Raw genomic sequence first — 12,347 nt, forward strand, 5'->3', positions numbered from 1 at the left:
TTTGGACAACCGAACTCTATTTTTAAACGTTTTAATCGCTGGTCAAGTAGTGGTAAGTTACTCACTATATTCAAATTATTATCACTGAATACCGATATGGAATGGCTATTCATCGATGGTTCCCATATTCGTGCTCATCAACATTCTGCGGGTATTGCTGATCAGGCAATCTCTAAAAGTGCAGGAGGAAACTCCTCCAAAATACATTTAGTTGTAGATTCAAATGGGAATCCTATTGATTTCATTATTACTGATGGAACCACACATGATGTTAAGGTCGCACCTGATTTAATTTCAAAAATCGATTTAAATGAGGCAGAGATTGTATGTGCAGATAAAGGTTACGATTCAGAGCCATTAAGACAGCAGATTAGAGCAACTGGAACAAAAGCAAATATACCTAAAAAATCCAATAGCCAATCAAACAATGACCATATGGATTGGTATTTATATAAAATCAGGCATTTAGTAGAAAATATGTTTTGTAGGTTAAAGCAATTTAGAGGGATAGCCACTCGATACGACAAGTTAAAACGGAACTATGAAAGTTCTGTTGCATTAGCTTGTATATTTTTATGGCTCCCCTTGTAGGTTAAATTATGAACTCTAAATGTCAACAGACCCTAATTGAAAGTATATTTTATAACTAAACTTTTTTTCCACGGTATCAGCCAATACCAAAGACATAAAAAATACAGAAAAAGCAGTAAAAAAAGGAAACCCTAGTACCCATAAAACCTCAAAGCCTTTGATAAAACCAATTGCCCATAAACAAAGATTGGCAATAATCAGACAAAATATAAATACTTTTTTTGGTTGTTCTAATAATTTATAGAATAATTCAGCCATCATCTTTCTACCTATTTTTTGCAAAAACATCCAAAGAGATTTTTAGTTTCAAAAACCTGTTAAACCGTCTGAGCAATATCAATAAATGCTTGCGCAATTGGACTGATTTGCTTTTTATTTTTTACAGCCAAACCTATAGATCGCTTAACATTTGGAGACAACGGCATCTTTTGTACATTTGGAAAAAGAGTCATCAAATCCTTATTTAGCGCCATATCTGCAACAATTGATACACCAGCATTATTATTCACCATATTAATAATGGTTAAAATTTGAGAAAAATAGCTTTTAATCTTTGGACTTAAATTTGCTTTTCTAAACATTTCAGTCACGTGATTCTGACTCCCCGCAGAGGTCATTAAAAAAGGATATTCAACCAGTTGATTTAATCTCACCGCACTGTGTTGAGCCAATGGATTTGAATTTGGAATGAGGGCAATAAAAATATCTTCAATTACTGGAAAAGTATCAAAACGTTCTTCAGGCAATACCACAAAACCCACATCAATTGTACGATCATGAATCCATTGTGAAATATCTTTGTCAGTTCCCTCTTTGATAAACACTTCAATATTTGGAAACTGCAAACTAAATTTCTCTAATATTAAGGGAATGAGTACATTAGAAGAAGATGCACCGAATGATCCAATTCTTAATGTTCCTGAATGAAAACCATGTATGTCAGAGATTTCTTGTTTTAAAAGATTAGATGTATTTAGAATTTCTTTGGCATGAACTAAAAGCCTAATCCCTACTTCAGTCAGCTCAACTTCATTATGATTGCGATAAAAAAGTGTTACAGCCCACTCTTGCTCCAAACCTTTAATTGCATGTGATATTGCAGACTGAGTGATTTGCAAGCGTTGTGCTGCCACTGTAAAGCTTTTTTGTTCAGCCAGCATGGCAAAGATGCTGAGTTGGGTAAATGTCATGGCTACTCTATCCATGAGTAAAAACTCATTTTACCATGAATCGACATAAGTCATATTCTTTATCTAAAGTTACATAAGTCACGCCTAAACTGATATCTAAATCACTTGTTCGGCTAATTTTGTATAGAGCATTCAGCATGTTGCAAATGATTCAAATTCTGTTTCCATCCATTGCATTAATTGGTTTAGGTTTTTATCTATTCCAATCTGGCACACTTGATGAAAAATTCTGGAATGGTGCAGAAAAGCTCAATTACTATATTTTATTTCCAGCCTTGTTATTTAGCTCTCTTGCCAATGCAGATATGAATATTGGACATCTGCACAGTATTTTAGCTATGATTTTTTTAATAATGGCGCTGATCGTCGTCGCTGTCTATTTATTTGCAAAATTGAATCATACCCCTGTGGCACAAATTGGAGTGTATATACAGAGTTTGATTCGTTTTAATACCTATTTGGGTTTATCCATTGCGACAAGTTTAGATAATCCTGAAATCAAAAGCATTTTGGTCAATATTCTTGCGATTGCCATACCTGCGGTCAATGTCATTTCTATCCTTTCTTTAAGTTCTAAAAATCAATTAAATATCAAAGCGATTTTTTTCTCCCTGATCAAAAATCCACTGATTAGCTCATGTATTCTTGGTATTGTATTTAACTTACTGCATATCCCGATTTGGTCAGGGTTTGCGAATTTACTCAGCGCTTTTTCCAGCAGTAGTCTCATGCTAGGACTGTTATGTGTTGGAACAGCAATACAATTTACAACGCTCAAATATTATCTGAAAAAATCGTTCATCATTAGCCTAATCAGATTATTGGTTATTCCACTACTAGCATTTATCATGATGCAATTATTTGCATTTAATGCTTCAGCAGTCATTGCCATTATGATCTTCTTTTCGATTCCAACGGCATCATCTGCTTATATTTTAACAAAATTATTAAATGGTGATTATCAACTGATGGCTGCAACCATCAGTATGCAAACGGTATTGTCTGTATTTAGTTTGGCGTTAATTTTGAGTTTATTGCAGTATTTTTATCATTAGCAGTTGAACAACAGGTTCTGAGTTTGATCTACTCAATATGAAAAAAGAACTTCTAACTTGTACAAAATATTTTAAAGCCTACTCAATTACCAATAAAAAGTGCTGTGGTTAATTACAGCACTTTTAGCAAAAAACGAAACGATTTAATTTCTTTATTGAAGTGATTAATTGATGAAATATTAAATATTTAGTCCAAATGATAAGCTTATTGTTGATTCAATTCCATTTCAACAAAATGGAGATGATCGACACCCCAAAACATTTCTTTACCTACAAACCATGTAGGTGCACCAAACACACCGCGTTCGATTGCCTCTTCAGTGATTTGCTTCAGTTGCATTTTAACTTGATCATCAGATAGCCATATTTGCACCTGTTCAGCACTAAAGCCAAGAGATTCAATCAAATTCATTAATACATCAATATCATTTAAATTTTGTGGATGCCCAAACATCGCATCAAATAAAGCATTCAGTACTGTCAAAAAACATTCAGGGCGATAAAGCTGGACCGCAGTAATTATGCGCATCAAATTCAGCGTATTGATTGGAAAATATGGGTTCATGTGTATTGAAATATCCCAGAGATTTGACCACCGTTGCATATCAACCATCGAATAACGTGCTTTGGCAGGCACAGTCATGGGGCTACTATTTCCTGTCGCTTTAAATACGCCACCGAGTAATATCGGTTTCCATACAATCTGTGCTTGATGTAGCTTTGCAATTTTTTGAATCTGATAAAAACCAAGATAGCTGTATGGGCTTCCTAGATCAAAGTAAAATTCAATCTGTTTCATGTTCTATCATCCTGTAGCCTACTCGGCTTATTATTTTAAAAATCCCTTGATCAAACTTTCTTCTAGAAAGTGACTTACCACTTCTCAATCCAAGGTCTTAAATCCAATTCATGTGTCCATGAATCTCGTGGTTGCTGAGCAATATGCCAATAATTCTCAGCGATATGTTCAGGATTTAAAATACCATCTTGATCTTTCTTTTCATAAATGTGTGGAAAAGAATTTTTGATAAAATCGGTATCAATTGCACCGTCTACAACAACATGCGCCACATGAATATTTTGTGGACCAAGTTCACGAGCCATACTTTGTGCAAGCGCTCGAAGTGCATGCTTTGCCCCAGCAAATGCAGAAAAATATGCAGCGCCACGCAAACCTGCTGTTGCGCCAGTAAATATAATGGTTCCCTGTTGTCGTGTAACCATACGCTTTGCAACTTCACGTCCAGTTAAAAAAGCAGCAAAACATGCCATTTCCCAAATTTTAAAATATTTACGTGCTGTTTCTTCAAGAATACTACAAGGTACATTTGCACCAATATTAAAAACCAACACCTCGATTTGCCCTATATTATTTTCAATATCCTCAATCAATTGAACAACCTGTTCTTCCTTTCGTGCATCTGAAGCAAAACCATAGGCTCGCCCACCTGCTCCCTCGATCTCATCGATCAGCGGTTGTAACTTTTCCGCATTACGACGGGTCATACAACTGATATAACCGCCCCGAGCAAAGCGCTTAGCAATCGCACCTCCTGTTGCATCTCCAGCACCAATGACTAGCGCGACTTTATTACTTTGTCCTTGACTATGACCTTGCATAATATCATCCTTTTACATAACGATCGTTATTATAACGATTACTATGTTATAGTTTTAAAACAAGGTCAAGAAAAGATTGATGAAAAACTATGCGCTACCAATCCGGCTATAAAGCAGAAAAAAGAAAGCAACTTCTTGAAATTAGTGGACAACTCGCTAAAAAGAATGGCTTTGCCGTAACTGGTATAGATGGATTCATGAAAGCTGCAGGCGTAACAAGCGGCGCGTTCTATTCACATTTCTCATCCAAACAGGATTTATTTAAAGCACTTGTTGAAAATGAACTGAAAGACAGTATCGAAAAATGGGAAAATAACCCTTATGACCAAGCAGAACAATGGCTAGAGTTCGAATTGAATCGATATCTCACAGTTTCACATGTTGAACACGCTGAGTATGGATGTATTTTACCTGCCTTAGCCACTGAAATTTCCCGTTCAGATCTAGAAATTAAACAACTCTATCAAAAAGAATTACAGCGTGGACATGCGCTATTTTCTAAACATTTAGGCAGTGAAGAAAAAGCTTGGAGCGTTTTATGTCAATTGGTGGGTGCGATTCTAATGGCGCGCAGTATCGCTGATGAAAGCATTAAATTGATCATTTTAGAGTCGAGTAAAAAAGCGATACAGGCAATGTTATAAATTACAGCATAAACCACGTGTTCAACGAAGTATAAACTGGTATAAATAGCGATAACCTTATTCTATCCACTGTCAAATTATGGCTACCTCTAATACAACGCTTCCCAAAACGATCTATGCCATCCAACATTTAGCGTTTGAAGATATGGGAACACTCGAAGATACTTTTTATGAACTCGGCTATCGTGTTCGCTACTTTGAAGCGGGTGTAGATAATTTAAAACCTGCACTTGAGTTTGAAGGACTGACCATTATTTTAGGTGGACCGATTGGGGTTTATGAGACCGAAGACTACCCATTCCTAAATGATGAAATTAAATATCTTGAGCAGCGTATCGCTAAAAATCTCCCAACTATAGGGATTTGTTTAGGTGCTCAGTTAATTGCGCATGCCTTGGGCGCAAAAGTTTATCCAGGACATCAAAAAGAAATTGGTTGGAGTAAATTAAGACTCAGTTTGGTAAAAAACAATCCTTTATTACCTCTAGCCAATCACGAAGTTTTACACTGGCATGGGGATAGTTTTGACTTACCTGTGACTGCTGAATTACTCGCAAGCTCATCGATTTATACCAATCAAGCTTTCAGAGTAGGACAAAATATTCTCGCCTTACAATTTCATCTAGAAGTTGCAGCGGAGTATATGGAAAAGTGGTTGATTGGTCATACAAGTGAACTTCGTCAAGCGGGTTTAAATATTCCGCAATTGCGAGCAGATAATGAAAAATATGCCCCACAATTAGAATTACAAGCACCACTTGTTATTGAACATTATCTCAAAAACTTTGATCAATAGTTTTGCTTTGAAGGTTTGGCAAATATTAAGATCAACAATATTTGCCTCAAATGAATGATTATGATCGATCAATATCAAAATCGTTGATCTTCTATTAGCGCATAGAATGTCTAATTTATGCATAATAGATAACATATTAAATACATTGGGTTGAGGTGATCGTTTTATAATTTATACTTCATAACTTATATCCATCTTGCAATGAAAAAAATACTGATTGGAGCATCTTTGCTCACAACCTTGCTAGTTTCAGCTTGTTCAACACCTGAAGTGAAAACACCAGAACCACAATCGCTTGGTATGGCGAATCCTGCCAGTGTTTATTGTAATAAAGTTGGCGGCACATCAATCGTGAAGAAAGATTCTCGTGGCAATGAAGTTGGATATTGTCGTTTAGCAGATGGCAAAGTCGTCGAGGAATGGGAGTTATTTAGAAGTGCTCAGCAAGAAGATTCAAAAGCGCAGCCATAATAAACTTTAAATGAATGCCTCATGTTTTATTGCCATTACAATATCTTATTGTAATGGCTTTATTTTTTCATATTCCTATAAAATTTCAGTTTTGATAAGCTCAACGAGCAAATCAAATTTTTGAAAGAATTCAAAAATATAATTTTCAACGGAATTTTGCTTTTATACTTCTTCAATATAACAAAAGTGCTAGAAAATATATAATTTTTAACGATTGTAGAATGTAAAAAACTCTTACGCAAAAACATAAGCTTAAATAAAAGAACTATTCACTGCTCAAATAAACTTACAAATTTTGCGTTGTTTTTAGTTGAGATACCACGTAAATCCATTGAAATAGTAGATTTAATGAGTTTATTCATATGCACTTAACATCTTTCATTTAGATTTCATTAGATTTAAGATTAATGTAAAATATTGTTATTGATTATCATTATCAGTTAAACCTTATTCTACTTATCCAGCGAGGAATGTCTCATGAGCAGTATTGTACTCAAAGTTATTTTAATCATATCTTTTATTATTGCCTTACTCGGTATCCTAGCTGGACTTTACTTGTCTGATCTCATCATATTATCTGTTGGGATTCTAGCGATTGTAGCAACACTGTTAGCATTTCTTGAATTGAGGAAAAATCGCTACAACCCTTTTCATTAAAGGTTCAATAGATGCATTCAATAAAAATAATTTTATTTCTCGCCTTCCCTCCTTTTGCCAAGGTTTAAAAAAACCACTTGAAAGTGGTTTTAATTGTGGATCATTTGCTTGCCTGCGCATAACGATCACTGACTTTTTTCCAATTCACAACTGTCCAAAATGCTTTAGTATAATCTGCTCTACGATTTTGATATTTTAAATAATAAGCATGTTCCCATACATCCAATCCCAATAACGGTGTCCCTTTTACTTCTGCAACATCCATCAAAGGATTATCTTGGTTGGGTGTTGAACTCACTGCCAATTTGCCATTCGGTTGCACGATCAACCAAGCCCACCCTGAACCAAATCGACCGGTTGCAGCCTCATTAAATTTTGTCTGAAAATTTTCAAATGAACCGAAATCTTTTTTAATTTGTTTTAATAATTTCGTTGAAGGTTTTCCTGAAGATGCTGTTGGAGATAAGCTTTCCCAAAAAAATGCATGATTAAAATGTCCACCACCATTGTTACGCACTGCTGTATTGTATTTTGAAATTTGTGCTTGAACCGCTTCTATACTGAGCTGATCTAGATCAGGATAATTCTTAATTTGCGCATTTAAATTATCAACATAGGCTTTGTGATGTTTACCATAATGAACTTCCATTGTCGTTGCATCTATTGCGGGTTCCAATGCGTTAACACTATATGGTAAAGGTGCTTGCTTAAAGTCGGCATTTGCTGAGAAACTGAATCCCATAGTCATTGCCAGCACTGCAATTTTTAACTTCATGTTCATTGGATTAAAACCTTAAATGATAATTAAAATCATTTACAAAATATAATCCTTTCCGATACATGTCAAATCGAAATGCCATTTCTCGATCAAAACAAATTTTAATGATTCATGGTGATGACCAAAGTTAAATTAAAACGCCCTCTTTCACCTATGCTTTATAATTGATTCCATAGTGACATTACGCCATATAAATGAGCGATTCCCATTACAAAACAAATGCCTGATGAAATAAGCCAAAACTTCATCGAATTTTCAGGAAAATAGGGTTTCAATAAGGAAAACCCCAAAGCACGGATGATTAATACAATTGAAACTGCCATTAATATCCATTTCGTGAATGGGAGTAGAGCCACTACCCCAGCACCAGAAAGTGCAAAAATAGACCATGAAAAAAGAATGAGCGCAATCAAAATGGTCACCAAAATTGGTTGAATTTTACCCGCTTCAAATTCACCTGCTAGACGTTCACCTGCCCCTAAAAATCGAAAGGCTGAACCACCGATAGCAAGACAAGCCAAATGTGCGATTGCAGCTGCAGCATCAAATAATGCAGCAATGATTAGAATGCCATTTGCTGTAGTGAACATTGAGAATCTTCCTTATCACTTTTAATTGATTTAAAAAATGATGAATAAAAAACAAGGCTAAAAATCAAACATTACACTTTTTATTTAAAAATAGATATTGCCATAACAATCTAATCCATAATCCAGAAATTCATCTAACATCTTAAAAAAAAGAAAAACAGTACATTTAAAAATTTGTTTTCATTTGATGCCAAGCACCAACAACAATGTGCATAATCGATAAGAATCTTCAGCTTATCCCAAGCTTTAGCTTTTTTTTCCTGTATGAATAAGCCTTTTAAAGATTAAAATAAACCATAAGCTTTATAAAGCTACAGCATATTTCTTAAAACAGGCGAAGTATCAAAATCCAATCGAGTTGTCATAAGTATTCTTTTGATTCGGCAGCGATTTAGCTAAAAGTTCTTTGCACAAAAAATAATCCCCAAAGAGATTGATTAACGACAGCTGATGATATAAATGTTGCATTAAAAAAAAACCAACTTGCTAAAGTTGGTATGCGCAATATCTTATTTTAGTGATGAGATATTATAAATATGCAAGTCCATTGCGCCATGCCATATTAGCCTAATTCGTGTATGAAGAATAATTATAAAAATTCAGCCAAAAATGAAAATAATTCATTCGGTTATTTGAACCGCTATTGATTATCTACTGACTTGATCGATAATAAGCTTGCTTAGAGCGTTCCTGAAATAAGATGCTTTAGAATAAAAAATTTTTTTATGCTCTATAACTACAGCTCATTCATATGAATAGAATGATCAAAACTACATTATTGGAATAGTTTCAAATCTTGTACTTATAATTGACCTTAAAAAGTGATGTATAAATTGTTGAGCCCAAACCTTCAAAAACGACAGGAACAGTGCTGATTTTTAATAGGGTATTTTGGCTAATATTAAATATTGTTTTATTGAAAATAATCAGACCACTTAATCGACAAATCAAAAAAAAAGCTTACATTGATTTTTGTCAATGTAAGCCAGTTTTGATAATTACTTGCTTGCTGGAACAGAAGCTTCAGTCGTAATGTTCACAGTGATTTTATCACCCACATTTGGCACATATGCACCTACACCAAATGCTGAACGATTAAACGAAGTTGTTGCATTAAAACCAATAGACTGTGCTTTGGTCATTGGATGCACACCTTGTTTATTTAAAACAGCATCTAAAACAACAGGTTTAGTCACATCTTTCACAGTAAGATTACCTGTGATTTTGTATTTATTTTTACCTAAAGCTTGTACTTTGGTACTTTTAAAAGTGATGTTTGGATATTTTTCAGCATCAAAAAAATCAGGAGTTTTTAAATGTTCATCCAAAGCTTTTACATTGGTATTTAAGCTTGCCAATGGAATGGTCACGTTGACAGATGAGTCAGCAGGTTTTGCATTATCAACAGAAATTGTGCCTTGAATGTCGCTAAAATTTGCTGAAGGAGTTGAAAAACCAAAGTGATTCCAAGTAAAAACTGTCGCTGTGTGCGTTGGATCAATTTTATAATCAACTGGTTTTGCAACACTAAAAGTTGCAACTGAAGCTACCGCCAAACTTAATGTTAATGCTTTAAAGTTCATATTGTTAATCTCGCTATCGAATGACTATTATTCTATACGCTTCCAACACAAATTCACTGTTATTGATAATACGATATGTTGCATATATGCAACGATTCAAATTGCTATCTTATGATGCATAACTTTGAACCTTATCTACCCATACAATGCTTTGTTTTATAGACATTTAATGAAAAATTGGCATTTCAAATGATCAGAAATCCACACTTCGTTTGAGTACATGGAATCAAGAATGAAATAAATTTCACTAGATCATCAAGTGAAAATTTTATATTTATAGAACATGTCTTTTATGTGATGAATAATTTTATGGTAAACATTGCTCAAGCTCAAAGTACGCAAATCCCTTATCAGGTCACATTAACCAATCCTCAAGGACATATCTGGTATGCCGATGAGCCAAACGACAAGGGAGGACAAGATACTGCACCAAATCCTATTCAAATTCTTTTATCTGCTTTAGGTGCATGTACAGTCATCACATTGGAAATGTATGCCAAGCATAAAGGATTGAAAATTGAACATGTGCAACTTGATTTAGCATTAAATCCAGAAGATGAACCAGAAGCTGGGCAAAACATTATTACGCGAACAATTCAACTGAAAGGCGATTTCACTGAAGAACAACACAAACGCCTACTCAAAGTTGCAGAAAGTTGCCCTGTTCATAAACTATTAACCTCAAATATTCAGATTCAGACTGAGCTAGATCTGAGCTAGTACAATTTAGATTTATTTATATTCATCTATATCAATCAAAAGCCCCTTTCGGGGCTAAAATAAAATATAAATATTAGCAACTTAAATGCCAATAATACAAATTTGTTGCAATAATTATTTTTTTATATTGAATTTGAAAATATTTAAAATTTATCAATTATTGTGATTTTCACAACAAAAGTGTTATTCAATCATTGAGGAAAACACAATAACAAAAAAGGCATGGTCAAAATGACCACACCCTCTTAACCTTTTGATCAATTCTAAATAGTAAAATGCATGGGTTTCCCTAATTGATCAACCATTAAAACTACAATTACTTTAACTTTAGACACGCATTTATTTTCAACCAATATTTGATTAATGGTATTTTTTACTTTTTCCTCAGCTTGAGCTCGTTTAGCTGAATTAAGCCCAGTAAGATCAAACTCACCAGAAAATACAGTTTCAACATCAGTATATTTTACCCATGATGGACTTTTGATATTCGCTATTTTTCGTCTAATGTCATCAGCATCATTTTTATATGCTGGGTTTTTCGGTGAAACTGTGTAACTAAATAGAAAATCATGTGTTGCCATTTTTATACCTATAAGAATTATTAAGAAGTAAAAACTTATAGCATTTAAATAACTCAAAATATCTGCAATCTAATCAAGAATTATATGCAAAGTGCGACAAGGTGTGAATTTATCGTAAACTTTCTGACTCATTACATGGTAATACTCCCATTTTTAATTGATTTTATAAGTAGAAAGGCAAAGTCCTTATCATTGTTTAAATTTAGGTGGTTTACCATTAACTGACATATGTGGTCGTTCATGATTATAAAAGTGTTGCCATATCGTTGTATAGTCTTCAACTTCTTCAAGCTCTCGAAATAAATATTGATTCAAACATTCATATCTAACCGTCCTGTTGAAGCGTTCAACATAAGCATTCTGTTGTGGATGACCAGGTTGGGTAAATACATGCTCAATTCCATGTTGAGTACACCATGCTTGCATTAAATCACTAACATACTTGGGTCCATTATCACTACGGATACGCTTTGGCTTACCTCGCCATGCAATTAATTGGTCTAATCCCCTCAGCACTCGTTGAGCTGGCAAAGAAAAATCAATCAATATATCCAATGCCTCACGGTTATAATCATCAATAACATTGTGAATTCGGTAACTGCGACCATCACTCAGTTGGTCATGCATAAAGTCCATTGACCACGATTCATTTGGTGTTGATGGTACTGTAAGCGGTTTAGGCTTTATTCGCTGAATGCGTTTGTTTGGTTTAATTCGTAGGTTAAGCTCAAGCTCCTTATAAATTCGATAAACACATTTGTGGTTCCATGAGTAGCCTTTGACATTACGTAGGTACAAGAAGCAAAGCTGAAAGCCCCAAGTCTTATTCTCATTGGTAAGCTTCAGTAGCCAGTCTGCAATCATCTTATTTTGCTCATCTAATTGAGCTTTATAACGATAACAGGTTTGACTAAGTTGAAAGATGAAGCAAGCTTTACTCACTGAAATCTTGAATTGTTTAACGGCTCGCTGAGCAAGAGATTTACGTTGTACAGGCTTTATAACTTCTTTGACAGTGCATCCTGAAGAATATCTGCTTTAAGGCGTTCGTCAGCATACATACGTTTCAGA

At 34.4% G+C, this 12,347-nt stretch carries 15 protein-coding genes and 1 pseudogene; 7 read left to right on the forward strand and 9 right to left on the reverse strand.

The genetic code is table 11. From position 1 onward, the window contains the following. Positions 1-591: IS5-like element ISAbe13 family transposase (locus tag ACINWC743_RS02490; protein WP_009584261.1), on the forward strand; the 591-nt coding region annotated here is incomplete at its 5' end. 15 nt (positions 592-606) lie between these two features. Here ACINWC743_RS02490 and ACINWC743_RS02495 read toward each other — a convergent pair. Both ACINWC743_RS02495 and ACINWC743_RS02500 read right to left on the reverse strand, forming a co-directional pair. Continuing rightward, positions 607-852: a hypothetical protein gene (locus ACINWC743_RS02495; protein WP_228129099.1), complete on the reverse strand. Its 246-nt coding sequence runs from the start codon at positions 850-852 to the stop codon at positions 607-609. A gap of 56 nt (positions 853-908) precedes the next feature. After that, the gene (locus ACINWC743_RS02500) at positions 909-1,781 is read right to left on the reverse strand and encodes a LysR family transcriptional regulator (protein WP_035300093.1); all 873 of its coding nucleotides are present in this window, start codon (positions 1,779-1,781) and stop codon (positions 909-911) included. Between the two features lie 137 nt (positions 1,782-1,918). Between ACINWC743_RS02500 and ACINWC743_RS02505 the strand changes: the two genes are divergently transcribed. Further along, the gene (locus tag ACINWC743_RS02505; RefSeq protein ID WP_035300087.1) at positions 1,919-2,836 is read left to right on the forward strand and encodes an AEC family transporter; all 918 of its coding nucleotides are present in this window, start codon (positions 1,919-1,921) and stop codon (positions 2,834-2,836) included. Between the two features lie 205 nt (positions 2,837-3,041). Here the strand turns inward: ACINWC743_RS02505 and ACINWC743_RS02510 are convergent, their stop codons facing one another. Together ACINWC743_RS02510 and ACINWC743_RS02515 are read right to left on the reverse strand one after the other, a co-directional pair. Then, on the reverse strand, positions 3,042-3,635 hold the full coding sequence (locus ACINWC743_RS02510; RefSeq protein WP_009584265.1) for a 2-hydroxychromene-2-carboxylate isomerase: 594 nt from the start codon (positions 3,633-3,635) through the stop codon (positions 3,042-3,044). Positions 3,636-3,709: 74 nt separating this feature from the next. Further along, on the reverse strand, positions 3,710-4,456 hold the full coding sequence (locus ACINWC743_RS02515; RefSeq protein ID WP_009584253.1) for an SDR family oxidoreductase: 747 nt from the start codon (positions 4,454-4,456) through the stop codon (positions 3,710-3,712). Between the two features lie 89 nt (positions 4,457-4,545). Between ACINWC743_RS02515 and ACINWC743_RS02520 the strand changes: the two genes are divergently transcribed. The 4 genes from ACINWC743_RS02520 (at position 4,546) to ACINWC743_RS02535 (ending at position 7,024) form a co-directional block, all read left to right on the forward strand. Further along, positions 4,546-5,100 carry a TetR/AcrR family transcriptional regulator gene (locus ACINWC743_RS02520; RefSeq protein WP_009584259.1) on the forward strand — a complete coding sequence of 185 codons (555 nt, stop codon included), beginning with the start codon at positions 4,546-4,548 and terminating at the stop codon, positions 5,098-5,100. 79 nt (positions 5,101-5,179) lie between these two features. Further along, the gene (locus ACINWC743_RS02525) at positions 5,180-5,896 is read left to right on the forward strand and encodes a glutamine amidotransferase (RefSeq protein ID WP_009584257.1); all 717 of its coding nucleotides are present in this window, start codon (positions 5,180-5,182) and stop codon (positions 5,894-5,896) included. 228 nt (positions 5,897-6,124) lie between these two features. Beyond that, on the forward strand, positions 6,125-6,367 hold the full coding sequence (locus tag ACINWC743_RS02530) for a DUF333 domain-containing protein (protein ID WP_371864987.1): 243 nt from the start codon (positions 6,125-6,127) through the stop codon (positions 6,365-6,367). 477 nt (positions 6,368-6,844) lie between these two features. Beyond that, entirely contained in the window at positions 6,845-7,024 is a 180-nt protein-coding gene (locus ACINWC743_RS02535; protein ID WP_004824296.1) for a hypothetical protein, read from the forward strand. A 100-nt stretch (positions 7,025-7,124) separates the two neighbouring features. On the opposite strand, the gene ACINWC743_RS02540 is transcribed toward ACINWC743_RS02535, so the two are convergent. The 3 genes from ACINWC743_RS02540 to ACINWC743_RS02550 all read right to left on the reverse strand — a co-directional run bounded on the left by ACINWC743_RS02540 (position 7,125) and on the right by ACINWC743_RS02550 (position 9,975). Beyond that, positions 7,125-7,805, reverse strand: coding sequence for a superoxide dismutase (locus tag ACINWC743_RS02540; RefSeq protein ID WP_009584250.1), 681 nt, complete (start codon positions 7,803-7,805; stop codon positions 7,125-7,127). 155 nt (positions 7,806-7,960) lie between these two features. Then, positions 7,961-8,392: a hypothetical protein gene (locus tag ACINWC743_RS02545; protein ID WP_035300090.1), complete on the reverse strand. Its 432-nt coding sequence runs from the start codon at positions 8,390-8,392 to the stop codon at positions 7,961-7,963. 998 nt (positions 8,393-9,390) lie between these two features. Then, positions 9,391-9,975: a YceI family protein gene (locus ACINWC743_RS02550; protein ID WP_009584260.1), complete on the reverse strand. Its 585-nt coding sequence runs from the start codon at positions 9,973-9,975 to the stop codon at positions 9,391-9,393. Positions 9,976-10,284: 309 nt separating this feature from the next. Here ACINWC743_RS02550 and ACINWC743_RS02555 point away from each other — a divergent pair, with 309 nt between their 5' ends. Continuing rightward, on the forward strand, positions 10,285-10,695 hold the full coding sequence (locus tag ACINWC743_RS02555) for an OsmC family protein (RefSeq protein ID WP_009584254.1): 411 nt from the start codon (positions 10,285-10,287) through the stop codon (positions 10,693-10,695). A 263-nt stretch (positions 10,696-10,958) separates the two neighbouring features. Here ACINWC743_RS02555 and ACINWC743_RS02560 read toward each other — a convergent pair whose 3' ends face one another. Next, entirely contained in the window at positions 10,959-11,276 is a 318-nt protein-coding gene (locus tag ACINWC743_RS02560) for a hypothetical protein (RefSeq protein ID WP_009584258.1), read from the reverse strand. Between the two features lie 189 nt (positions 11,277-11,465). Then, positions 11,466-12,347, reverse strand: a pseudogene (locus tag ACINWC743_RS02565) (IS3 family transposase); the annotation flags it as partial.

Origin of the sequence: Acinetobacter sp. WC-743, from assembly GCF_000335555.1 — a bacterium.
GTDB classification, from domain to species: domain Bacteria; phylum Pseudomonadota; class Gammaproteobacteria; order Pseudomonadales; family Moraxellaceae; genus Acinetobacter; species Acinetobacter bereziniae.